The 25732-nt window shown below is 38.7% G+C and carries 20 protein-coding genes; 17 read left to right on the forward strand and 3 right to left on the reverse strand.

Features of this window, described 5'->3' with window-relative positions; genetic code table 11:
* Positions 1 to 8 precede the first annotated feature (8 nt).
* Complete coding sequence (locus BW721_RS09710; protein ID WP_076768255.1) at positions 9 to 647, forward strand: MBL fold metallo-hydrolase; 639 nt, start codon at positions 9 to 11, stop codon at positions 645 to 647.
* Positions 648 to 701: 54 nt separating this feature from the next.
* Here the strand turns inward: BW721_RS09710 and cbpA are convergent, their stop codons facing one another.
* Positions 702 to 1340, reverse strand: coding sequence for a cyclic di-AMP binding protein CbpA (gene cbpA / locus BW721_RS09715; protein WP_076768257.1), 639 nt, complete (start codon positions 1338 to 1340; stop codon positions 702 to 704).
* 300 nt (positions 1341 to 1640) lie between these two features.
* Here cbpA and BW721_RS09720 point away from each other — a divergent pair, with 300 nt between their 5' ends.
* The 14 genes from BW721_RS09720 to BW721_RS09790 all read left to right on the forward strand — a co-directional run bounded on the left by BW721_RS09720 (position 1641) and on the right by BW721_RS09790 (position 18407).
* Complete coding sequence (locus tag BW721_RS09720) at positions 1641 to 2984, forward strand: hemolysin family protein (RefSeq protein ID WP_076768259.1); 1344 nt, start codon at positions 1641 to 1643, stop codon at positions 2982 to 2984.
* 69 nt (positions 2985 to 3053) lie between these two features.
* On the forward strand, positions 3054 to 3764 hold the full coding sequence (locus BW721_RS09725) for an O-methyltransferase (protein WP_076768261.1): 711 nt from the start codon (positions 3054 to 3056) through the stop codon (positions 3762 to 3764).
* A 182-nt stretch (positions 3765 to 3946) separates the two neighbouring features.
* Positions 3947 to 5323, forward strand: coding sequence for a L,D-transpeptidase family protein (locus BW721_RS09735; protein WP_076768265.1), 1377 nt, complete (start codon positions 3947 to 3949; stop codon positions 5321 to 5323).
* A 170-nt stretch (positions 5324 to 5493) separates the two neighbouring features.
* Entirely contained in the window at positions 5494 to 6201 is a 708-nt protein-coding gene (gene yycF / locus BW721_RS09740) for a response regulator YycF (RefSeq protein ID WP_076768267.1), read from the forward strand.
* 6 nt (positions 6202 to 6207) lie between these two features.
* Positions 6208 to 8061, forward strand: a complete 1854-nt coding sequence (gene walK, locus BW721_RS09745) for a cell wall metabolism sensor histidine kinase WalK (RefSeq protein ID WP_076768269.1) — start codon at positions 6208 to 6210, stop codon at positions 8059 to 8061.
* Positions 8058 to 9377, forward strand: coding sequence for a YycH family regulatory protein (locus BW721_RS09750; RefSeq protein WP_076768271.1), 1320 nt, complete (start codon positions 8058 to 8060; stop codon positions 9375 to 9377). Before walK ends, BW721_RS09750 begins: the two co-directional genes overlap by 4 nt.
* A complete protein-coding gene (gene yycI / locus BW721_RS12160; RefSeq protein ID WP_076768273.1) occupies positions 9367 to 9897 on the forward strand; it encodes a two-component system regulatory protein YycI in 531 nt (176 codons plus the stop codon). The genes BW721_RS09750 and yycI (BW721_RS12160) overlap by 11 nt, the downstream gene beginning before the upstream one ends.
* A 10-nt stretch (positions 9898 to 9907) precedes the next feature.
* The gene (yycI, locus tag BW721_RS12165) at positions 9908 to 10339 is read left to right on the forward strand and encodes a two-component system regulatory protein YycI (RefSeq protein WP_198031344.1); all 432 of its coding nucleotides are present in this window, start codon (positions 9908 to 9910) and stop codon (positions 10337 to 10339) included.
* A gap of 303 nt (positions 10340 to 10642) precedes the next feature.
* Positions 10643 to 11419 (forward strand): MBL fold metallo-hydrolase, encoded by a 777-nt coding sequence (locus BW721_RS09765; RefSeq protein WP_076768701.1) that lies wholly within the window; start codon positions 10643 to 10645, stop codon positions 11417 to 11419.
* Between the two features lie 150 nt (positions 11420 to 11569).
* Positions 11570 to 12940 (forward strand): S1C family serine protease, encoded by a 1371-nt coding sequence (locus BW721_RS09770; protein ID WP_156892235.1) that lies wholly within the window; start codon positions 11570 to 11572, stop codon positions 12938 to 12940.
* A 264-nt stretch (positions 12941 to 13204) separates the two neighbouring features.
* Positions 13205 to 13927, forward strand: coding sequence for a LytR/AlgR family response regulator transcription factor (locus BW721_RS09775; protein ID WP_076768277.1), 723 nt, complete (start codon positions 13205 to 13207; stop codon positions 13925 to 13927).
* Positions 13924 to 14649: a sensor histidine kinase gene (locus tag BW721_RS09780; protein ID WP_083686854.1), complete on the forward strand. Its 726-nt coding sequence runs from the start codon at positions 13924 to 13926 to the stop codon at positions 14647 to 14649. Before BW721_RS09775 ends, BW721_RS09780 begins: the two co-directional genes overlap by 4 nt.
* An 85-nt stretch (positions 14650 to 14734) precedes the next feature.
* Entirely contained in the window at positions 14735 to 16561 is a 1827-nt protein-coding gene (locus BW721_RS09785) for an ABC transporter ATP-binding protein (RefSeq protein WP_076768278.1), read from the forward strand.
* The gene (locus tag BW721_RS09790; RefSeq protein ID WP_076768280.1) at positions 16539 to 18407 is read left to right on the forward strand and encodes an ABC transporter ATP-binding protein; all 1869 of its coding nucleotides are present in this window, start codon (positions 16539 to 16541) and stop codon (positions 18405 to 18407) included. The genes BW721_RS09785 and BW721_RS09790 overlap by 23 nt, the downstream gene beginning before the upstream one ends.
* Before the next feature lie 883 nt (positions 18408 to 19290).
* On the opposite strand, the gene BW721_RS09795 is transcribed toward BW721_RS09790, so the two are convergent.
* Together BW721_RS09795 and BW721_RS09800 are read right to left on the reverse strand one after the other, a co-directional pair.
* Positions 19291 to 20274 carry a LacI family DNA-binding transcriptional regulator gene (locus BW721_RS09795; RefSeq protein WP_076768281.1) on the reverse strand — a complete coding sequence of 328 codons (984 nt, stop codon included), beginning with the start codon at positions 20272 to 20274 and terminating at the stop codon, positions 19291 to 19293.
* 13 nt (positions 20275 to 20287) lie between these two features.
* A complete protein-coding gene (locus tag BW721_RS09800; RefSeq protein ID WP_076768283.1) occupies positions 20288 to 21778 on the reverse strand; it encodes a sucrose-6-phosphate hydrolase in 1491 nt (496 codons plus the stop codon).
* Between the two features lie 213 nt (positions 21779 to 21991).
* Here BW721_RS09800 and BW721_RS09805 point away from each other — a divergent pair, with 213 nt between their 5' ends.
* Together BW721_RS09805 and BW721_RS09810 are read left to right on the forward strand one after the other, a co-directional pair.
* Positions 21992 to 23944, forward strand: a complete 1953-nt coding sequence (locus tag BW721_RS09805) for a sucrose-specific PTS transporter subunit IIBC (RefSeq protein ID WP_076768285.1) — start codon at positions 21992 to 21994, stop codon at positions 23942 to 23944.
* Positions 23934 to 25547, forward strand: coding sequence for a glycoside hydrolase family 13 protein (locus BW721_RS09810; RefSeq protein ID WP_076768287.1), 1614 nt, complete (start codon positions 23934 to 23936; stop codon positions 25545 to 25547). Before BW721_RS09805 ends, BW721_RS09810 begins: the two co-directional genes overlap by 11 nt.
* Positions 25548 to 25732 lie beyond the last annotated feature (185 nt).

The raw sequence follows: 25732 nt of genomic DNA on the forward strand, positions 1-25732 counted from the left end.
GGAGTAGAATGGAACTACTTGTATTGACAGTTGGACCCATTGAAGAAAATTGTTATTTTTTAATTGATGATAATCGTGAGACGCTTATTTTTGATCCGGGTGCTGAAGCAGATGAAATTATGGCCGTTGTTGAGAGTAATAACTTGAAACCAATTGCTATTGCCTTAACCCACGCCCACTATGATCATATTGGTGCTTTGAACCAAGTGCGCGATGCTTACGACATTCCGGTTTACCAAAGCTCAATTGAAAAAGACTGGCTAGTAAATCCAATGTTAAATGGCTCGGGCAAACATCCTGAAATAGGCGATATTATCATCGATAAGCCAGCTGACGTCTACTTAGATATAATGGGAACTCATACGATCGGAACATTTACCTTTGAATTGCAACACATTCCCGGTCACTCACCAGGAAGCTTAGTTTATCTTTTTAAAGAGAACGGCTTTGCGATTGTTGGTGATGTGATTTTTCAAGGAAGTATTGGTCGAACAGACTTCCCGGGATACGGTAATCAGGAGAGCCTCTTAAAGGGGATTCGTGAGCACATTATGCCACTGCCAGTTGAAATGGTCTTATTCCCTGGTCATGGTAACCCAACAACTGTACAAGCAGAACTAGAAACTAACCCATTCTTAAAGAACTAATCAAAAACAGTGCCCTCCTAAAAAAAGGAGACGCACTGTTTTTTAGTGATATGATTATTCTGATCTTAAATCTTCAATCGAAATGACGCTGTAGTCCTGACGTTCTAAGGATTGAACAATCGTTTTAAGTTGTTCTTTTGTCGCGCTAGCAGGCAATGTCACGAGGACTCGGCGTAGGACATCATCGCGTGTCGCGTCCAATGTTAAGATGTTAGCGATACTAGATGTCTTGTTAATGATTTTTGTAATTTGGTACAGATCACCTTTACGGCTCGGTGCTACAACAGTTAATACATAACTACCCATATCTACACTCCACGCTTGTGACAGCATATTTAACAAGCTACTGTGAGTCAAGATACCGAAGAATGTATTGTCTTTATTTAGAACAGCGATATAAGGTAATTCTTTAATCGTAAAGAAGACCTTAAAGAATGAGCTGTCAATTGAAATAAACTTTGTCGCATTTTTTAATAGGTGAGTGACTGGTAAAGACATATCTCCGCCATTTGCCTTGTGGCGATAGATGTGCATTTTATAAATATTTCCTCTGAAAAGAGTACCAGTCTCGTCAAGAATCGGTACACAACGGAAACCAGATTCTTCCAAGATATCGATTGCCTCTTGAAGAGTCGCCGATTCCTTTACCACCGTAAGATCTCTTTTTGCAATGGCAAGCGAACGAATAAGCATGAGTATTTCCTCCTAATTATGAATAAATAATTCTACCAGTAAAATCATAACACTAAAATGAGAAAATGCAATGCAAAAAATATGAAATAAAAAACAGATAAACATCTTTATAACAACTAAATAAGCGCTTACGTAATTATTTTTTAAATTAAAATAATTAAAAAAAAATGATAGAAACAGCGAAGGTGATAGTTTACGAATAATAAAAAAATCCTTGATTTTTTGCGCAAATTTGACTATCATAAAAATAAAATAGAGATATTGTATCTTAAATTTATAATCAAAGAGGAGAAAAGAAATATGAACGCAGACCCCGAGGCCCAGAGTTTTTTAATGAATATTTTGGTCGTCATCATTTTAACCGTAATAAATGCTTTTTTTGCATCCGCAGAACTAGCTTATGTATCAATCAATCGCCAGAAAATCGAAAATATGGCGGATGAAGGAGACAAAAAAGCGAAACGAGTGCTAAAATTACTGGAAGAGCCGGACGATTTCCTAGCAACGATTCAAGTTGCCATTACCCTAGCAGGATTCTTCAACAGTGCTTCCGCATCATCTAACTTTGTTCCTTATTTAGAGCCTTTGTTAGGTAGCATCTCAGGATGGCAAACCATTGCTACGATTATTATTACAATTCTATTATCATACATTACACTTGTACTAGGTGAACTTTATCCAAAGCAAATCGCCTTGCAAATGCCAGAAGAACTGGCGCGAATGACATCAGGAACCATCTCTGTCGTTAAAGTTGTAGCAAAACCATTCGTATGGTTGTTATCCGCTTCAACTAACATTTTGAAAAAGTTATCACCAATTGATTTTTCAAAACAAGAAGAAAAGTTAACACGTGATGAAATGAGACAGATTTTGGCACAGAGTCGTGGACAGGGTGCAATTGACCCATCAGAATTTACAATGATGGAAGGTGTGTTATCCTTAGACACGCGTTTGGCTCGTGAATTAATGGTGCCACGTACGGATACCTTAATGCTTGATTTAGAAGATGACCTTTCTGAAAACTTGGAAATTATATTAAATAGTCCTTATTCACGTATGCCGGTTTATGAAGGCGATAAGGATGAAGTAATTGGTGTCCTTCATATGAAGAATGTCCTCAAAGCTTCAAAAGAAGTAGGTTTTGATCAACTTAATTTAAGAAGTTTAGTAAATGAGCCATTGTTTGTGCCAGCAACGATTTTTATTGATGACCTTTTAGTAGAGTTTCGGAAACTACAAACCCATATGGCAATCTTAAAGGATGAGTATGGTGGTGTAGAAGGGATTGTTACACTAGAAGATGTCTTAGAAGAGATTGTTGGTGACATTGAAGATGAGTATGACGAAATTCAGCGTCTATCACGCAAGATGGACGATAAAAATTATATTATTAGCGGTAAAATGACCTTGCAGAAATTCAATCAGCTCTTTAAAACAGAGTTATCATCCAACGAAGTGGATACAATCGGGGGCTTGATGATTGAAGAAATCGGTTATTTCCCAGCTGACAATGAACGCGTGACTGTTCGCATCAATGGCTTTATGCTGACAACAGCCCGTGTTGAGAGTGGCCGTGTTTTATCGGTTCACTTGGAACATGTTGCTGAAGAAGACGATGAGCAAGATAAAACTGAGGAAGAATAAACGACCAATCCAGCCTATGTCGCCCTGGTGCGCAATAGGTTGGATTGATTTTTTGAGGAGATAAGAGTCATGAAGAAAAATGAAATGATGGATCGACCAATTGTTAAAGAAGAAATTGTCGATTTCATGCGTAAAGAGTTAAAACCATTTACAGGGAAATTAGGTGACATCGAAGCCTATGCCAATGAGAGAAGGATTCCGATTATCCCTCACGAAACAGCTGTTTTTTTAAATATGATTGTTGGCCAAATTAAGCCACAACATATTCTAGAAATCGGAACAGCGATTGGATTCTCAGGAAGTTTGATGGCGCAGCATATTGGTAAAGACGGCCACTTGACGACTATTGATCGTTTTGACATTATGATTGAACGCGCAAAAGCAAACTTTGAAAGAATGGGCTTAAAAGATCAAGTCACCTTACTAGAAGGTGACGCTGCTGATATTTTGCCGACCTTAACTGGTCCCTATGATTTTATTTTCATGGATAGTGCCAAAGCTAAGTATTATGAGTTTCTTCCGTATTGTATGGATGTCTTAAAGGTAGGCGGTATGTTAGTCATTGATGACGTCTTCCAAGGCGGAACAATTTTAGATGATGAAAAAGAAATTCCTAAGCGCGTGCGTAAAATCCATCGTCGATTGAATAAATTAATGGAGACTGTTCTTAATCATCCAGCCCTTGAAACATCTGTCGTGCCGTTAGGTGATGGCTTGCTGATGATTGTTAAAAAAGAAGAGTATGATTTTTCATATATTATAGAAGAAGTGAATCAATAGAAGGATAGGTATCGCGCCTCATCCTTCTTTATATGAAAAAAGGATGTGTTTTTCATAAATTTGAGCAAAAATATAGCCAAAGGCATTATTTTGCGTTACAATAAGCAAAGAAATCCACAATGTAATCAAAATGTAACATAACAGTAATAAATTGTAAGAAACAGAGAAATGGAGGGTTTCTGTTGAAAAAGAAATCATTAGTCGTGGTGGGAATCAGTGTATTGGCAGTTGTTCTCATCGCATATATCGGTGGCGGCATTTATTTTAAAGATCATTTCTTACCACAAACTAAAGTCGGTAAGATTAGTATAGCAGGTGACACTGTTGAAGAAGCAAACCGTAAGTTTGCTAAAGACCTGCACAGCCAGACCATCACCATTACCGAAAACGGTGAAACATTAACGAGTATCACACCATTAGAATTGGAAGCAAGTGTTGATATTAGCGCCTATTTAAAAACAGTTAAACAAGAGCAAGGAAACTGGATTTGGCCGATTAAGGCTTTCCAAGACAAAAATTTAGAAACAAGCCAAGCAACATTTGATTACAATGAAGAAGCTTTGAACAACTTACTTGCTTCTTTGGATTTAGATAGTAAAGAACGTGCTGCCTCTCAAAATGCCAAGGTAGTAACTGAGGCTGGAAATTTCGTCATTCAAGACGAGGTTCAAGGCACACAAGTTGATATTGAGGCGCTCAAAGCAAGTTTACTAGCTGCTTTTTCTGAAGGAAAAGAAACCGTTACAGTTGAAGAAGCTTATATTAAGCCAACTTTAACAGCAGACAGCGAAGAATTAACAACCATCATCGATCGTCTAGAGGACTTAGCAAGTACAGTAATTACTTATAAAATCGCTGGTCAAGAAGAAGTGGTACCAGCTGAGCAAATTAGAAGCTGGATGAGTATCGACGCTGAAGGCAATCCCGTTGTTGATCAAGCTGCAGCAGAAGCTTACTTAGACCAGTTGCATGATAAATATGCAACCCATGATAAGACACGCACATTTAATAGTACGAATCGTGGAACAGTTGAAATCCCACCGGGTACATATGGTTGGTCAATTGGAACAATTGCCGAAGCAGAGAGTCTTGTCCAATATGTCCTAGCTGGTAAAGATGTAACGGTTGAACCAGAAATTAACGGAACAGGCTACCACGCTGACGGTACAGATATTGGCAATTCTTATGTAGAAATCGATTTACAAGCGCAAGTGATGTATATGTACAAAGATGGTGCACGCGTATTTGAATCACCGATTGTATCCGGTCACGCGACAACACCAACACCAATTGGTGTATTCTATGCTTGGAATAAAGAAGAGAATGCGACACTTGTGGGCTATAACCCACGTCGCGGTAATGACTATGCACAGCCTGTTAACTACTGGGTGCCGGTTGATTGGAATGGCGTAGGAATTCACGATGCCAACTGGCAAACATCATTTGCATCTGATCAATGGGTAGCTAACGGCTCAAACGGTTGTATTAATACACCACCTGGAGCAATGGCGAAATTCTTCCAGCTTGTAGAAGTAGGTATGCCAGTTATAATGTTTTAATTATAAAAAAGCTGGGATTTTATCTCAGCTTTTCATGTATTGATGATCAATCAGTTTCCTCTCAAGCGATTGTAGCGCTTTCAAAAAGGGCTTTGCACTTGTTAATTTTCCCATGTATAATTAGAGAGAATATAAAGGTCGAGTAAACCCTTTAAGGAGATAAAAAGCTTATGAAAAAGATATTAGTAGTAGATGACGAAAAGCCAATTTCAGATATTATCAACTTCAATCTTGCCAAAGAGGGCTTTGAAGTTCATACCGCATTTGACGGAGAAGAAGCCGTTGAGAAGTTTGCGGAAGTAAATCCCGATTTAATTCTATTAGATTTAATGTTACCGAAGATGGATGGCCTAGAAGTATGCCGTCAAATTAGAAAGACAAGCGAAGTGCCGATTATTATGCTGACTGCAAAAGACTCGGAAATTGATAAAGTTCTTGGCCTAGAATTAGGGGCAGATGATTACATCACAAAACCTTTCTCAAACCGTGAGCTTGTTGCTCGTGTAAAAGCGAACTTGCGTCGTGTTAGTGCAGCACCAGTTGTTGAACCAGAAGAAGAAAAAAGCAATGACATTCACATTGGTGCGATCACCATTCATGAGGACGCCTATGTTGTTTCTAAACGTGGCGAAGAAATTGAACTGACCCACCGTGAGTTTGAATTATTACATTACCTTGCCAAACATATTGGTCAAGTGATGACACGCGAACATTTACTTCAAACGGTTTGGGGTTATGACTACTTTGGTGACGTTCGTACAGTTGATGTAACCGTTCGTCGTCTTCGTGAAAAAATTGAAGATACACCAAGTCATCCAACATGGTTGATTACTCGTAGAGGAGTAGGTTACTTCTTGAAAAATCCAGACCAGGAGTAATAAAACATGAATAAAAAAATTAAATGGTTTCAATCCATTCACTTTAAGATACCAATGCTGTTTATTTTTCTGCTATTGGTATCTTTACAAATTATTGGGGCGTATTTTATTCGCCAGCTCGAAACAGAATTGATTAATAACTTTGATAATCAGATGAGTTTGAATATCCGTTTTTTGGAAAACTCGCTAACACCAATCTTGGAGGATGAAGACCAAGATACAACGGAGAGTTTAATCCAAAATATCCTGCGTGATTATATCGGTGGGGATTTTTTGGAAATTCAAGTCGTTGATGATCAAGGTTATATTTTGGGTACAAATGACCAGACGAGACAAGCGGTGGTGGGCCTAAAGTCAACTGACCGTGATGTTCAACAAGCACTCTTGTTGGAAAGTAATCGTAAATACCAATACTTGGATGAAGATAAAAACAGCCGAGTATTAAAAAATGTTTCACCAATTTTCTCATCCAGTAACTCTGGTGAAATTATTGGTGTTGTTATGATGGAATCAAATATTGAAACGGTCTACTCACAAATTCGTGATGTCGTGACCATTTTCTTAAATGCCTCCTTCTTTGCTATTGCTATTACCATTACCTTGGCCTTTGTTATATCGAGAGGGATTACCAAACCTATTTCAGAAATGAGAAGCCAAACCATGAGTATTGCTCAAGGTGATTATTCGGGCAAGGTTCGCATTTACGGAGATGACGAGTTGGGTCAGTTGGCAGATACCATTAATGACTTGTCCTTAAAGGTAAGGGATGCCCAAGAAACAACCGAATCAGAACGTCAACGCTTGGATAGTGTTTTGAAACATATGTCTGACGGGGTTATTGCAACTGATCGTCGTGGTAAGGTTATGATTATTAATAATCGTGCATCGGAATTGCTAGGCTTGCCCCAAGAAGATGCTGTCGGTAAGTCAATTATGAAGGTATTGAAATTAGGACGGGAGTTTACTTTCCGTCAATTACTAGAAACTAAGGAAGAACTCATTCTTCATATTCCTGAAGAAGAAGAGAAAGATGAGAGTATCCTCCAAGGTGAATTCTCCATTATCCAGCGTGAAACAGGCTTTATTAGCGGCTTAGTCTGCGTTCTAACGGATATTACCGAGCAAGAAAAAGTGGAACAAGAACGTCGTAACTTCGTATCCAATGTTTCTCATGAACTGCGGACACCACTAACCAGTGTAAAGAGTTATACGGAAGCCTTGCAAGATGGTTTTTGGAAAGATGAAGGTGTGGCGCCGAACTTCCTGCAAGTTATTTCAACTGAAACCGACCGGATGATTCGGATGGTAACCGATTTACTTCATCTATCCAGAATGGACCAAGGAAATATGCAGCTAGAGCTAGAATACGTAAGTATGAACGACCTCTTTACGCATATTTTGGACCGCTTTGACATGATGTTGCTATCTGAAGCTTACCGAGAGAAGAACTATAAAATTGTTAGAGACTTTACCCAACGGACATTGTGGGTAGAGATTGACCAAGATAAAATAACACAAGTGATTGATAATATTATGAATAATGCCATTAAATATTCGCCAGACGGTGGCTCTGTGACCTGTCGGTTGATGGAAACCCATAACAGTGTTGTTCTTAGCGTGACGGATGAAGGAATGGGTATTCCACCTAAAGACTTGAACCACATCTTTGAACGCTTCTACCGTGTTGATAAGGCGCGTGCTCGGTCAATGGGAGGAACTGGTTTAGGATTGGCTATTTCTAGAGAAGTTCTTGGTCTCCATGGTGGCCGTATTTGGGCAACGAGTGTGGAAAATAAAGGGTCAACCTTCTTTATTTCCTTGCCATATGAATCATTTGACGATGAGGAGGAGTGGGAATGAAACAAACTGAATCAAAGCGAGTGACGATCCTCTTGTATGGTATGGTTGTGTTGAGTTTGGTTTTAACGTGGCGAATACTCAGTGTGCCATCTAATAATTCGAGTATGCAGACGATTAGCACGACGCAATCATCAACTTCAACCGCAACATCGGTAAAAAATATTGAAGATATTTTTGCTCCTTATCAAATGTTGGTTCATACCAGTTCGAGTACCTTTATCACACAAAATGAAACAGTGGTCGGTCAAGCCAATGACTTTTTATCCAAATGGAAAATGAGCAGCCCGCGTTTTGAATCCGTTTATTCTGATGAACTGTTCCGTGAATTGGTGTTAGAGCTAAATAAAGTTGAAATTAAGTTTCCTGCTTCAATTCCTTTGGGATTAATTTCCCGTTATTTTGAAAATCTATCAGAAGATATGTATGGTGAAACCATTTCTCGAATTTTGATTCCTACTGATGAATCGGAATCAATTTATTTAGTAGATGACCACAATAAACAAGTGTATACAGCTAGAAGACCTGAAACAGCGATGGATGATTTAGTTGCTATTTATATGGAAAATAAAAATTCCTTTGCTTTAGCAGATGCCTTTGGTTTTGAAAATGGCATTCAATTCTTACCGCGTGATTCCTTTGAATTAAAACGCATTGTTTATCTTGTTGAAAAGCAGCCCAACAGTTTTTTCATTAACGAGTTATTTGATGATACGACTGAGTTGCGGGATGACAGTAGTGAATTTTATACAGCTTACAGTGATAATATTTCCAAGCTACAAATTCATAAGGAAACCGGTATTCTCTCTTATTTGAGAAATAGCTTGGATCAAGTGGAGAGCTCCTCATACCAACAGATTCGTGACAGTTTCCATGCCTTAAAATTTATTGATACTTGGACACGTGTCACTTATTTTAATGGCTATGATGAAGAAAGTGGTGAGATTACTTACTACCGCTATGTGAATGGTTATCCGATTATGAATAGCTCTGACCGTGGTTTAATTAGAATAACGATGTCTAATACGCGTCCTGTTGAAATTCAATATCCAACTGAAGTGATTCAAACACCTTTAGAAGACCGAGAAGAGTTAGTTGTGTTACCTAGTGGCGTTGATGTTATTGATCGTTTGACAGAGGCAGGCTACCTATTTAATGACATCCAAGCAGTCCGTGTAGGTTACGGGTGGACGAGCAGTGAGGAAAGTAGTCGGATTGCCGAATTAACACCCGCCTGGTATGTCAAAATGAATGATACTTGGCGGACAGTTGATGCGTGGCTGAAGTCGTTAGAGGAAGGTGAAAACGTTGGATTATAAACGAATACAAACCACCTTAATCATCGTTTTCTCTATTTTAAATATCTATTTAATTACCATTTTACTGGAAAAAAACGATGAGCTTAATTTCGGTGATCCCAGTACCTCGGTAAACTTGGAAGAAGGGATGCGGAATGATAGTATCCAAGCCGATGAACTCAGCAATGTGCAGCAGCAAATTCCCGTCATCAAAACCGAAAAAGATAATTATTTAGAAGAAAACATGAAAAGTTTGTCTAATCAAACGACTCAAATGGAAGATGGTAAGCTAATCAGTGTGCTGACCGAAGCCATTGAGTTAGATATGGCTGGTGCAGGAACGATACTAGATAAACTAGCCCCTCTGTTGAAATTTATGTCAGATGGTAATGTTTTAAAGGCTGAAGAGTATACGTATTTTTCTTACCAACCAATCAACCAACGGATTATATTTGTGCAAAAGCATAATAATATTCCCATCACAGATGGGACAGCTTCATTGATTTTCTACATTAATTCAGATGGTGAAGAGCTCCTATGACCAGACACATGTGGGTGCTTCAGAAGTACAAGGGAAGGACCGGACTGTTATTTCAGAAAAGGCAGCGATTGAATCGCTCTATTTGAACAATCAGATTCCGAACAATTCTAAGGTGACTAATATTACCTTATCTTATTTCCAAACCTTAAGTTTGAATGACATGAATATTTACAGCCCAATGTGGTATGTAGAGATTGTCCGTGAAAATATACCGATTCAAATCAAACGTGTGGATGCTTTAACGGGAAGTGTGATTACTGCGCCTGTTATGGTAGAACCTGAAGCCGATCCTGCTTCTCAAAGCTCAAATGGAGCAGAGGTGTCGGAGGTAGACTTGGTAGATGGATCCCAAAATTTAAAAGCCATTGAAGCCTTTATGAATGAAACCATGATTGATGTGGAAGCAGCAAACGAACGGGTTTATATTGAAAGAGATGAATAAAGAAGGAGAGGCTGAGAGGCCTCTCCTTCTTTATAGACTAGGGGGATTATAAGTTCAGCCATCAATGTCTAGCTCCCAAGTCCTGGCCTACTGAAAAAAAGATAAATTTGCCCCATTGCGCGCTTCGCTGCTCATTCAGGGTCAAATTTCCTATTTTTTCATAGGCCAAGGCGGACTTGTCCGCTTTTCTTAAGAATTAAGGTCTTCTTACTGATTTTTCTCTTCAGATGCGTTAAACTAGTGAAGACATTGGAGGGAATGTAAGTGATAGACTTAAATCAAACAAATCAATTTCGTGTGAGTATGCTGGCTAGTGGTAGTTCAGGCAACTGCACTTATATTGAAACACCAGAAAGAAAAATACTTGTTGACTGCGGATTAAGCGGTAAAAGAATTCAACAGTTGATGGCGGAAATTGGACGAGACCTGGCTGATGTCGATAGTATTTTAGTGACACATGAACACCGCGACCACGTTCACGGCTTAGGTGTTTTAGCACGAAAATATGATATTAATATCTATGCCAATGAAGCCACTTGGCGCGCAATGCCAGATGCAGTTGGGAAAATAAAAGTTGAACAAAAGCATATCTTTGAAATGGGCGAAGTTGTGACACTCGGTGACGTTGATATTCAAAGCTTTGGTGTCTCGCATGATGCAGCAGCGCCTCAATTTTATTCATTCCATTATGAAAACAAACAGTTTGCCATGCTGACCGATACAGGTTATGTTAGTGATCGTTTGCGAGCATTATTACGTAACGCTGACGCTTACTTGATTGAAAGCAATCATGATTTGGAACTCCTTCGCATGGGACGGTATCCATGGTCCCTCAAACAACGTATACTCGGAGATGAAGGTCACTTATCGAATGATGACGGTGCTCTTGCGGTGGCAGAAATGCTGGGGGATAAGACCAAACGGATTTACCTTGGTCACCTGAGCCGTGATAATAATATTAAACAGTTGGCACACGAAACGGCAGTTGGTATTCTAGGTTCAAAAGGCCTGGGTGTCAACGAGGCTTTTCACGTTTACGATACAGATCCAGACCAACCAACAGAACTTTTTACAGTGTAAGCAAGCAGGAGAGGCTCCTAAAAGGCCTAAGTCCTGCTTTTTTGCTATAATAAGGGGTAAGAGAGAATAAAAATACCTAAATTCTTCATATTTTTTTCAAAAAGAAAATCTATAATTTCTTTGAGAAGATAACTAAGAGGATGTGAGCATATGGACAAGAATGAATGGGAAAACAAAGATCCAGAAGATGTATTTAGAACGGAAGAACAAGAAGCAACATTTGAAGAAATGACAGATAAAAAAGAGGAAAGGAGAGAGCAAATGAGACAGCAACAAGGCAGTCGTCAACCGCAACAAGAGCCAAAGCAAAACAAACAGTCCACCATTAAAAGTGGTATTTTTGGAGGGTTAATTGGGGGAGCTACAGTAGCTTTACTGGGTACGGGCGTACTAGTAGGCAGTGGCGCTGTAGACCTTAATCAAACGGGGCAAACACCCACGGAATCGACAACAATCGTTGATGAAGAGACGGGCGTTAAAACCACTACCATTAATGTGGATGTGCAAACAGGTACGACACAAGCAGTAGAGACAGTTCAAGAAGCGGTTGTATCGGTTATTAACTTAGTTGAAAGTTCCGGGAATTTATTTGGTTTTACTATTCCACAATCTGAAACAGCTGAAAGTGACCTGGTGACTAATGGAACAGGTAGTGGGGTTGTCTACAAAGTTGAAGGCGATTTGGCCTATGTAGTAACTAATAATCACGTGATTGATGGTGCTGACGCACTCGAAGTCATGATGAAAGATGGTACAAAAACAGAAGCCCAAGTAGTCGGTAGCGATGTCTGGACTGACTTGGCTGTTTTGACGATTCCAGCTGAAGATATTGGTGTCGTTGCTGAGTTCGGAAACTCTGATAACTTGAATGTTGGCGAGCCAGCTATTGCGATTGGTTCACCACTCGGAACAGAATTTGCAACATCGGTTACACAAGGGATTATTTCTGCAACAGAACGGACGGTTGAAACCGACATCGATGGAGATGGCGTAGTCGATTGGGACGTAACAGCGATTCAAACCGATGCATCCATTAACCCAGGTAACTCTGGTGGTGCTTTGATTAATATTAATGGTCAAGTCATTGGAATCAACTCAATGAAGATTGCGGATTCCAATGTTGAGGGGATGGGCTTTGCCATTCCAAGTAATGATGTTGTTCATATCATTAGTGAATTGGAACAACATGGGGAAGTTATCCGTCCTGTTCTAGGTGTTAGCATGCTAGACTTGACGCAAGTTTCTGTTTCTCAACAACAAGCTATTCTGCAAGTGCCAGCTGACGTGACGTCAGGTGTTGTCGTTGCTGATGTTCAACCAGTTTCTGCCGCAGAAGCAGCAGGGATTGAGCAATACGATATTATTGTTGAGATTGCCGGCGAAGAAGTTAATAACATGGTTGAGCTGAGAAAAGTTCTCTATAGTTTAGAAGTTGGTAGCACAGTCAGCATTTCCTTCTACCGAGATGGCGAATTGCAGACAATGGATGTCACCCTAACTGATGGACAAGCCCAACTTTAATTAAAGGATTCAATAAGCAGGTTGAGATACACGCAGCCTGCTTATTTTTTATGCCTCATGTGCGATAGAGCTCGTAAAAATGAGCTGTATCTACCATTTGAAGCATGAAATGTAAGATACAGCAGCCTCAGTAAGTCCTGTATCTTACATTTAACACCCTAGATGTAAGGTACAGACCGAATTTCTTTGCTGTATCTACTATTTAAAAATAGTCATGTCAAAAATCAGCCTAGTTCATTATAATAATAGAAAGAGGTGACTATTTTGCAGACATATAGATTGGCGATTTGTGAGAATGAGTTGATTCAAGCCAAATTTATTCAAAAAATATTAGCAGACTATGCGGTCGAGCGTGGTATTCAGTTTCATTTACCTATTTTTGAAAGTGCGGAAGCATTTTTATTTGAATATGCAGAAAATAAGGCTGTCGATTTACTTTTTCTCGATATTCAAATGGAAGAGCTGGATGGTGTTGCTTTAGCTGAAAAAATCCGCGAGACAGTAGATCAATTAAAAATTGTCTTTATTACCGGAATGACAGAACGCATCGGCGAAGGCTACCGTGTTTCTGCTAGCGACTTTTTAATTAAACCCGTCAAAAAAGACCAGCTTTATGCCGTATTGGATCGGGTGCTGACGACCATCCCCAAGGAAGAAGCGGTTATCGTTTTACCGATTGAGGATGAACAAGTAAAACTCCCACTATCTAGATTGATTTGTGCAGAAATCGTCGGTAAAGAACTAGTCATAACCACCACAACTAGCACTTATAGCCTTAAAACAAGTATGCAGGATTTTATGAAGCAGTTAGACAACAAGCAATTTATTCAAACAAACCGAAACTGGCTAATTAACTGCCAGCATATTGAACGTGTAAAAAAGTCAGAAGTAATCATGGCTAATGAGCTGGTCATTCCGATTTCGAGAAGGAACTCAAAAGATGTGGCTCAAGCCTTCATTTCTTACTTTAGGAAGGATGCCCAATGACTAAAATAGAACTTATTTTAATGCTACTTGTTGTGCTCCTGATTGTATTAACGATAACCTTTTATTTTCTTCAGAAAAAACGCCAAGAACAGTTGGTCGAAACGCAAACCGATATGCTTAAACAGCATGCAGAAGAAGTTGAAAATATTTATCGGCAGATGAGGGGCTGGCGCCACGACTATAAGAATCATATCCAGTCGATGAAGGCCTATTTAGAACTAGATCAATTACCCCAATTGGAGAATTATTTAGCTGATTTGGATGAAGATCTAGTAACTATTGATTTATCCATTCGTACGGGCAACGTTATGGCAGATGCGATTTTAAATAGTAAGTTATCACTCGCTGAAGCGCGCGACATTCAATTAAATGTCACTGCCGAGATCCCTTCAAATTTAGCTGTTAGTAATGTGGATTTAGGGGTGTTGATTGGTAATTTGCTGTCCAATGCGATAGAAGGCTGTTTGACCATTGAAGATGCGGGCGAACGCTTTATCCGGGTTTATATTACGGTGATGAAACAGCAACTCTATATTTCTGTTACCAATAGTATGAATCAAGTGTTGAAAAAAATAGCTGGTGGTTATTCAACAACAAAAACAGGTAAAGAGCACGGTTTTGGCTTAAAGAGAATTGATCAAACAGCGAAAAAATATAATGGTTATGTCAATCGCCAGCATGAAGAAGGCGTGTTTGCGACAGAGATTCTTTTACCCCTTTAACCACTCATACCCAAAAAATGACCGTTCAAGGTCATTTTTTAATTTAAGCGAGAATTGTTGGTAAACTATAGCAGAGGTGAGAGAAATGGAAGAAACACAAACATATTCTGTTTTACAAAATGTGACTTACTTATATAAAAAAATGTGGCGGGAAGGACCTAAGCATATTATTAGCTTCGTTTTGAGAGCTATTGCCGATATGTTACTGCCACTATTAACATCAGCAACCATTGCCCTAATCATTTCGATCGTGAGTGGTAACCAAAGCTGGAATCAGGCACAACTTATTTTTTACGCCTTACTTGCTTTAACGGCTGTTTGTATGATTATTTCAGAGACGATGAGCAATTATGAAAATTCAGGCGGGAACATGTTTCGAGTTTCGAACATGATGGGACTTAGTCGCAAGTTATTATATTTGCCTTTCCAAAAATTAGAGCAACCTGAAAATATCAGTAAGCTTCAAAAGGCAGGCGAGCCTACCCAGAATAATAATGGTGCTTTCCAAAAAATATTTACGGTATCCTATCATTTTTTAAGAGATAGTTTAGGATTGCTTATTTATGGCTATTTAATTGGGCAACTTCATCCGCTCATTATTGCGGTTATCACAATTTTCTCGCTCCTAATGTACGGCTATAGTTTAGGTACTAACCGTCTATCAGAATCAATTAGACGCCAACAAGCCCCTTTATCAAAGAAAACCAAATACCTTGTAGACCATACAGGTGATTTTAAAGCAGTTAAAGATATGCGACTGTTTCATATGGAAAGTTGGTTTGAGGATGAGTTTCAACGGATTTATGCGGCTCGTTTTTCACTGATGAGTCAGTTAGTGAAACGTCAATTTAAGGGAACGCTATTATCCTCTTTATTTGGCATGATTCGTGACGCATTAGCTTATTGGTTATTGATTAATCAAGTGATTGATGGCAGTTTGTCTGTCGCTAGTTTTTCCTTTTACATTGGCATTATTGCTAGCATCTCACAGTGGACAAATGGCTTGTTTATTGACTTAGCGGACTTTCGCCATCTTAGTAGTGAAGTTCAAGACTACCGTGATTTTATGGAGCTAGATTTAGTTCAATCGACTGGCAACCGTAAGACAGATGATTTAAGCTTGCCGATTGACATTGAATTTCGTCAGGTTTGCTACCGTTATCCTAATGCCGACCGAGATACCATTCATGATTTGAACCTAAAAATTACAGCAGGCGAAAAAGTAGGCTTAGTCGGTGTGAATGGCGCAGGTAAAACAACTATTATTATGATGTTATGCGGCTTGTACCAACCGACTTCTGGGGAAATACTAATCAATGGCATTCCGCAACAAGAGTTTGATCAAGACAGCTACCTCGATCTTTTTTCAGCTGTATTTCAGGATTATTTTGAACTACCGATTACGATTGAAGAAACGATCCAACAAGCGAAAACAAAATATAGTCTATCTTATGAAGAAGCTGTCGAGCAAGCTGGTATGGCGGAGATTTTGGCTAAATTACCATTAGGCGGGAAAACGCCACTAGTGAAGCGCGTCCATGCAAAAGCTGTTGATTTATCAGGCGGTCAAAAGCAACGACTACAGCTCGCTCGTGCGTTGTACAAACAATCACCCGTTTTGATTTTGGATGAGCCAACAGCTGCGCTCGATCCGATTGCTGAAAATGAGATTTACTTGGCTTATAATGCTATTTCTCAAAATAAAACATCTCTCTTTATTTCACATCGCCTGTCTTCAACGCGGTTCTGTGACCGGATTGTGTATCTAGAAAACGGCAGTATTTATGAAGAGGGCAGCCACCAAGAGCTACTAGCTAAAAAAGGAAAATATGCAGATATGTACCAAGTCCAAAGTCAATACTATCAAGAAGAATGGGAGGGAAAAGTAAATGACTCAATCACTACTGCTTAATAAAAAAGGAATTGCGCTCATGCATCAATTAGAACCCAGATTACTGTGGGTAAGTGTGTCACAGGGAGCGCTAGAAGCAATCATTCCTTTCCTACCATTCTTTTTTACAAGCCGAATTTTAGACTTACTTATGACGGGCCAGTTTAATCAGCGCTTGCTGGCTTATGTTGTGGCAGCCTTACTGATTAATTTTGTCGTCTCAGCCATCGCTAATGGCTTAGCTCACACCAGAGAGAGTTTAATTTACCGTGCGATGGACAAAAAAGAAATGCTATTGAATAAAAAGATGATTCATATGGACTACCAATTTGTTGAAGATATCGCTGTTCAAGAGAAACTAAGTAGCATTCGAATGAACGAAATGACGGGTGGTATCGGGATGTTTCGCCTGTTTGGCTCGACCAAGGATATGGTTAAACACACCATTACCATTTTAATTGGTCTGCTATTCATCATCCCTTTAATCCGATCACAGTCAACGATCCAACGCTTTTTTTTCAATGTCGATTCACCATGGTTGATCGTCTTGTTCTTTTTAAGTCTAATTGGCTTTATTATGATTGTGCTATACGTTAACAAATGGTCGCTTGAACGATTTAATAACTTTATTCAAGATGGCGTTCAAATTAACAATTTAATGGGTGCCATTTATCCCATTCTCAATAATTTCAGGTCAGGAAAAGAAATTAGAATGTACCATCAAGGCCCGATTTATGACTCTTTTTTCAAAAAAAGTGAATATCAAGTGGAAAAAACCATGGGTGACATCAATCAAACGGTGAACAGAGTTAGCGTCATTTCAGTTGTTTTATCCTATTTGATTCTGTCATTCACTTACCTATGGATTATAGGCAAAACCTTAAACGGCGCAATTTCAACGGGCGCTGTCATCCAATATACAGGCGCTTCAAGCTTGTTAATTCGTGAAATGCCAGCCTTCTTAGAAAAACTAACCGAATTTATTAATAATTCAGTTGGGCTACAACAATTATTTGATTTCTTAGACATGAAGAGTACGCGCCACCAAGGGACACTCCCTGTTGAAAAACGCTTAGACAATCAGTACACACTAGAAGCAAGGAATGTTTCCTTTAAATACCCAGGCAGCGATCAATTTATTTTAAAAGATATTAATCTCAGTCTATCTGCCGGCGAAAAGTTAGCGATTGTGGGGATGAATGGATCTGGAAAGACAACCTTTATCAAGCTGATTTGTCGCTTGTATGACCCAACAGAAGGGCAAATTTTACTCAATGGCATTGATATTCGAAAATACAATGAGCAAGAATATTTGTCGTTACTATCGGTTGTTTTCCAGGATTTCCATTTATACGGCTTTAAGTTAGGGGAGAATGTCGCTGCAAGTAGCGAGATAGATGAAGACCGCATCGTGACTTCTCTAAACCATTCTGGTTTCTCTAAACGACTTGCTTCATTGAAGGTTGGCCTCAAAACCTATCTATACAAAGAATACGATGAAAATGGGATTGAGGTATCCGGTGGCGAAGCACAAAAAATTGCAATGGCGAGAGCTATTTATAAACAAGCACCGATCGTTATTTTAGACGAGCCAACAGCAGCCTTAGATCCCTTGTCTGAATATGAAATGTATACACGCTTTGCGGATGTAACGGGCAGTCGAACAACTATTTATATTTCTCACCGATTATCCAGTTGTCGTTTCTGTGATAGCATTGCTGTTTTTGACGAAGGTAGATTGGTTCAATTAGGTTCCCATCAAGAGCTTGTTCGCCAATCCGAAGGGAAATATTATGACTTGTGGCAGGCACAAGCCCAATATTATCAAAAAGATGAAACAGGCCAAGTTCAAGAAATAGTGATTTAATGAAGATCAACCAAAGCGTCGAGCTTATCTCGGCGCTCTTTTTTTGGAAATAAAGATGAAAGTCAAAAATTGTGGATAAGAACTGGGGAAAAATAAATCTCTTGTCGATAAGTCAGAAGAAAGGTGTTAAACCGTCCTTTTTTAGATAGAGACTTATCCACACTTATCCACAGTTTATGGGGATAACTTTAATGAGATTGTGAAAAAAAGCCTACAAAATCATCTAAATAAGTGTTTTAATTGTGAATCTGTTGTGTTGATAAGTAGGCGAATTGTCCAGTTAACAATTTTTTTACAAAACCTACATTTAGTCTTAACAATTCAAAAAGCACTAAATATGGGAGCGAACATGTGTACATGTGGATAACTTTTGTGGATAAGCTGTGGTTTGACTGTCAATAAGTGGGATAACTTCTAAAATTAAGAAAGAAAAACGAAATAGAGAGAAAAAATAAAGAGATAATTCCAAAAAACGTATCTTTCAAAGAGTGCTTGTTGTAGACTCATGGAAAATGTGAATTACTTAAATGTAAACATTAAAATCAAGGCTGAAAATATATTTGAAATGCTGTTCATAACCCAACTAGGAAGATAGGAATTATTTATCAAGGAAAGAGGGTTGTAAAAAAGAAGACTTTAGCTGATAAGTTATTTTTATCAAGGAAAGTGTCCACTTTAATCGGTATCTTTATCTGATAAAAAACAAAGTTGGGACAAATCGAGCTATTCAGATGGTCTTCTCCGGGCTCTTAACAAAGCAAGCAAATCCATTCGTATCAAAAATTGTAAAGCCAATACTTTTAAGCACACTAACTTTATTTGACAGAGAATCTTTTTTCGCAAAAAAAGAGTTCAATTCACAATTGAATTGAACTCAAGATTTTTAAGAAGTTTTTCCTTGGATTAATTTAACAGCTAGCTCGTAATTGTTCGCTAAAGGTTTATCAGGCGATTGGATTCGTTGAAGTAACAGGTCCACTAGTAAATCAGCGAAATCACTTATCGGTTGAGCGATTGTTGATAAGTATGGAAAGTAATTCTGAATAAACTTCGTGCCATCATAGCCAATAATTTTCATTTCTTCAGGAACATTGATATCCAATTCTTGGCAGAGATTATAGACAAGGATAGCAGTAAGGTCATCTGTACAGAAGATACTGTCAATATCTTCTGTCTCTAGAATACGTTTGATTTCAAGATTTTTCAGGATTGTTGATCGCGCTTTTGTATGGAACTGAAAAATATGGGAATCGATATTTTTTTCTTCTAAAAATGATAAATATCCATTTAATCGCTGGTTGGTAGGAGAGTCTGACTCTTGACTACCTGTCAAAATCGCTATTTTACGAGCGCCATGGAGATAAAGGTTCTCTGTAGCTAAATAGCCTCCGCGAAAATTATCACTACCTATAATTGGAATTCCGTCTGCAAGATAACGGTCAAAAGAAACAATCGGCAGTCCAATATTTTCATATTCTGTAATGCCTAAATTATGAGCACCAGCAATGATTCCATCTACTTTGTTAGCAGAAAGCATGTTAATGTAGCTTCGTTCTTTTTCTTTATTATTTGCACTGTCGCATAGAATCGTTTTATAACCTAATTCAAAAAGTTTGGTTTCAATTTTTTCAACTAACTCTCCATAAAATGGATTGGCAACAGTAGGAAAAATTAAACCGATTAATTGAGTATTCTTTCCTTGCAAAGAGCGTGCCAAGGAATTCGGTTGATAATTTAATTCTTTCATAGCGGCTTGGACTTTATCAATCGTTTTTTGGCTGAGTGAACCGTAATTATTAATCACACGTGAGACGGTAGTTGGAGAGACACCAGCTTTTTTTGCCACGTCTGTTAACTTGATTGTCATTGATTTCTGTCTCTCATTTCGTTGAACGCAAGGTCCATAATTTACCGGAAAATGAACTTTGGCTGCCAGATAGCAAAATATCATTTTTTGATTCTTTAGGAAACACACGAGCAGTAGCGGTTTTTTCTCCATCATTTATAAAAATTTCAACGACCGACGAGTCAACAAATACTCGCAATGAAAGCGGCCCTTGTGGAATGGAGAATTCTCGTTGATTACCATACTCTTCACCAAAACTGATTCCAACATTTTCTCGGTTGATTATCATTGTACCACGCTCGGTATCAAAAGAAAGTTCTAATCCTGTATTTTCTTTTTGGTCTGCTAACAGTGTCAGTTTTCCTTTTGCACCTTGTTCGAACTCTATATTCAGTTCATATTGATTTTCTATTGAAGTGCTGATTGCTTGTGGTTCAGCATGAAGCTGTCCGTGCAGCTTGTATTCTTTTACTCGCAAATCTTTCGCTTCAGCAACAGGATTTTGAAAAAGCATACCGTCCTTAATGGCTAACTCTTTTGTGAGACTTAAACAATGAGCCCAGCCTTCACGATCAGTTGGATAAGTAATCTCCGGTAATCCAATCCAGCTAACTGCTAGAGCCCGTCCGTCCGGAGCGTTAAAGGCTTGAGTTGCATAGACATCAAACCCTTCATCCAGATTTTTTAAACTGCTAGGATTGGTTAAACGGTTATTCTCTGAATCGAACTCGTTAGCGACTACGTACGTATTCGGATAGATATTTTGATACGGTAAAATTTCTTTTTCCAAGCCCTGAGGACAGAAAAGGAGCAAAGCTTTTCCATCAACGAATACTAGATTCGGACATTCAACCATAAAGCCCATTTGATGCTCAGAGAAATCCAGTTCTCCTTGTAATTCCCAATTTTGTAAATCTGTACTCATATATGTCAAAACTTTTCCTTCCAGTGCTTCGTTTTGAGCACCGATTACCATAAAATATTTATTTTGATAAACAAAAATTTGTGGATCACGAAAATGTTGTGTATATCCTTTTGGAGGCTGTTCTATTAATGGTAGCTGTACTTTTTCGATTTGATTGTTTTGATCCATCCATGCTCCCATTTGATAAGAGAATCGATTCCAATCCTTGTCTCGAACATTGCCTGTATAAGCTAAAAAAAGTCGATCGTCTAGTGGAAACGCAGAACCTGAATAGACACCATGACTGTCGTATGGACTATCAGGGAGCAAGTCCGCTCCTTCTTTTTGCCAATCGATTAAATTAGTGGAAGTAAGATGAAACCATGATTTCAGTCCATGGACAGCTCCCATTGGATAGGATTGGTAAAATAGATGCCATTTTCCATTAAAAAAGGAAAAGCCATTTGGATCGTTTAATAATCCAGTTTCTGGTTGAACGTGATAATTTAAGCGCCATTTCGATTGAGATACTTGCTTCTTTAGTTGTTTTATATAATCCTCGGGCCATTTGTCGTAATGTTGATAGCGTAACTCTGTTGTCCAATTTTTAATAAGAGTCATAAAATTACTCCTTTTCGTAAGCGTATTCTTGCCCACATCATACATTTTTCAAATCAAATTGTCAAACGTATAACAATACAAAAGTTATAATATCAGCGTTAGTAGTTAATTTATTTTTATTCTAAAAATATTTTGATAAGCGTTTGACATTATTGTTTTAGCATGTAATACTATTGATGAAAAAAGCGATTTCAACTTAAGGAGGAAAAATTTATGAATCACAAAAAAGTCGCAGAGGAAATATTGGCTGCATTAGGGAAGGACAATATCCAGGCAGCTGCTCATTGCGCTACAAGGTTACGTTTAGTTTTAAAAGACAATGACAATATCAATCAAACGTCATTGGATAACAATGATGATGTGAAAGGGACTTTTTTAGCTAATAATCAATATCAAATTATTATTGGTCCTGGAGATGTGAATAATGTCTACGATGAGCTTGTAAAACTTGCTGGAGTGAAAGAGGCTTCAACAGAAGATTTAAAAGCTGTAGCAGCTGACGGAAAAAAATTAAATCCAGTAATGGCAATGATTAAAGTTCTGTCTGATATTTTTGTGCCAATTGTTCCAGCATTAGTTGCTGGTGGTTTATTGATGGCTATCAATAATGTTTTAACATCCCCTAATCTGTTTGGACCTCAATCAGTAGTAGAGATGTTTCCAAGCATTACTGATTTAGCGAGTATTATTAACTTGTTAGCTTCTGCGCCATTTGCGTTTCTCCCTATTTTAGTTGGTTTTTCTGCAACCAGACGCTTTGGAGGGAATCCATATCTGGGAGCTGCAATGGGTATGGTAATGGTAATGCCAGATCTTGTGAACGGTTACGGAGTTGCGAATGCAATTGCGGACGGCAGTATGCCTTATTGGGATGTGTTTGGTCTAAATGTTGCACAAGCAGGCTATCAAGGTTCTGTTTTGCCTGTGTTAGCTGTTTCGTGGATATTGGCAAATCTTGAAAAATTCTTCCATAAGAGAATACATAAAGCCTTTGACTTTACTTTTACCCCTATGTTAGCAATCATTATTACCGGATTTTTAACATTTATTGTAGTGGGACCCATTATGCGCATGGTTTCTGATGGAATGACCAATGGATTGGTTTGGCTGTATGATACAACAGGAGCAATTGGTTTAGGCGTTTTCGGCCTGATTTACTCACCAGTGGTTATTACTGGTCTACACCAAAGTTTCCCAGCTATTGAAACAACATTACTAGCTGATGTTGCCAGTACAGGAGGTTCTTTCATTTTCCCAGTTGCATCTATGGCAAACATTGCGCAAGGGGGAGCAGCGCTTGCAGTCTTCTTCTTGACGAAAGATAAAAAGCAAAAGAGTTTAGCTTCTTCTGCCAGTGCTTCAGCATTACTGGGAATCACTGAACCAGCTATTTTTGGGGTAAATCTGAAACTTAAATTTCCTTTCATTATTGGGATGATTGCTTCTGGTATTGCTTGTGCGGTAATTGGTTTCTTCCACGTCCTATCGGTTGCAATGGGACCAGCTAGCGTAATTGGCTTTATCTCTATTGCACCAGCATCTATTCCTTATTTCATGATCGGTGTAGTTGTAAGTTTGGTGTTGTCTTTTGGAATGACATATGTCTATGGAAAAAATAAAATGGGCGAGCCGCTTGCAGAAGGTGTAGAAAGCAATTCTTCTGTAGTTGCAGTGTCAGAAACTGTCCATGCATCGGTAAAAGAAGAAGTAATTGGAACAGCAGTAAGTGGTGAAGTTGTTGCTTTGGAAAATGTGAATGATCCTGTATTTTCTTCTGGAATGATGGGAAAAGGAATCGCAGTCAAACCAAATGAGAATACAATATATGCTCCTGCTGATGGATTGCTTACTGTGGTAAATGCTTCAAAACACGCATACGGTTTGCAGACAGCAAGCGGTGCTGAAGTACTTATCCATATTGGAATCGATACGGTTAACTTGAATGGAAAACACTTCGAGACTTCTAGAAAGCAAGGAGAGCAAGTAAGAAAAGGAGATGTGTTAGCAATCATTAATCGTGAAGGAATCTTAGATGAAGGTTATGATGATACAGTAATCATGGTTGTTACAAACTCAGATTCATTCGAACAAATCGAATTACTTGAAAAAACAAGCGTTCAAACTGGAGAAGACATTTTGAAAGTGAGCAAGATGGATGCAAACTAATTGGTGGAAAAAAGCGGTTATCTATCAAATTTATCCGCGTAGTTTCCAAGATACGAACGATGATGGGATCGGAGATATAAAGGGAATAGTTCAACGGTTAGATTATCTGGCCTTTTTAGGGGTAGACGCTCTATGGCTGAGTCCAGTATATGAGTCCCCTAATGATGATAATGGCTATGATATCAGTAATTACGAACAAATTGGTGAACAGTACGGAACCATGGAAGATATGGATGAGCTGATTTTACAAGCAAAAAAACGGAACATTCGTATTATTATGGATTTAGTAGTGAATCATACATCCGATGAACATCGCTGGTTTCAAGAATCTTTAAAAGGTCCAGACAATCCTTATCATGATTTTTATGTCTGGAGAAAAGACCAGAATGGAGGACCACCGAATGGATTGATTTCTAACTTTGGTGGTTCAGCTTGGACCTATGTTCCAGAATTAGGCGAGTATTACTTGCATCTCCATTCTAAAAAGCAACCCGACTTAAATTGGGAAAATGAGAAAATGCGAGAAGCCATTTGGGATATGATGAATTTTTGGCTAGAAAAAGGGATTGGTGGATTCCGTCTGGATGTGATTGATTTGATTGGTAAAATACCAGACCAAGAAATTACTAAAAATGGACCGAAGCTTCATGAATTGCTTCGCGAAATGAATCAAAAAACATTTGGACAATATGATGTCGTGACGGTAGGCGAAACATGGGGAGCGACTCCTGAAATTGCGCAACTCTATTCAGATGAGAACCGTCAAGAATTGTCGATGGTTTTTCAATTTGAACACATTAACTTAGATAAGCAAACGGGAAAAAGAAAATGGGATTTGAAGGCGCTCGAACCTCAAGAACTGCATGATGTTTTTTCAAAATGGCAAACGGAACTATCTGGAAAAGGATGGAATTCATTGTTTTGGAACAACCATGATTTGCCAAGGATTATTTCTCGTTGGGGACATGATGGAAGTTATCGTGAACTGAGTGGCAAGATGCTGGCGATCTATCTTCATTTTATGCAAGGCACTCCCTATATTTACCAAGGAGAAGAGATTGGGATGATCAATTATCCCGTATCCAGTATTGCTGAAGTGGACGATATCGAAAGCATACGTATGTATAAAGAAAGAATTCAACAGGGCTATTCTGAAAAAGAAATCATGAAGTCGATAAACGCAAAAGGAAGAGATAATGCACGGCATCCGATGCAGTGGAATAATGGCGTTAAAGGTGGCTTTACGAAAGGAACTCCCTGGCTTCCTACAGGAAACACAGAGACTATTAATGTGGAAGCTGCTTTGGAAGATAGCAATTCTTTGCTGTATACTTACAAAAAGTTAATCGATTTACGGAAAACTGAACCAGTTATAGTCGATGGTGATTACACAAAGGTAGAGACTGGAAATACCAATGTATTAGCTTATTTGCGCGAATTGGCTGGCGAAAAATTGCTGGTTATGGTTAATTTTAGTCCTAGCGATCAAAGATATCAGTTAGATTTCGTTCCTAGCGTAAAAAAATGGTTAATCACAAATTATTCGGAAGAACTCTCTAGTAGCCTGGCTCCATACGAAGCTTTTGCAATAAAAATAAAATAAAAAAAGCTGGAGAGTGGGAAAAAAGGCGTTTAGCCCCGAATCGTTGGACCGAAAAAACGCAGGGTGGTCGTAGACCATCCGAGTATTATTCGGGAAACGCATGTCGGGGCTGCCTTTTTGAGCACGTTTGCGCAACAATTATTCGTATATAAAAAAGGGACTGGAGTTATTTCCCAGTCCTTCAG

The organism is Jeotgalibaca sp. PTS2502 (assembly GCF_001975685.1).
GTDB classification, from domain to species: domain Bacteria; phylum Bacillota; class Bacilli; order Lactobacillales; family Aerococcaceae; genus Jeotgalibaca; species Jeotgalibaca arthritidis.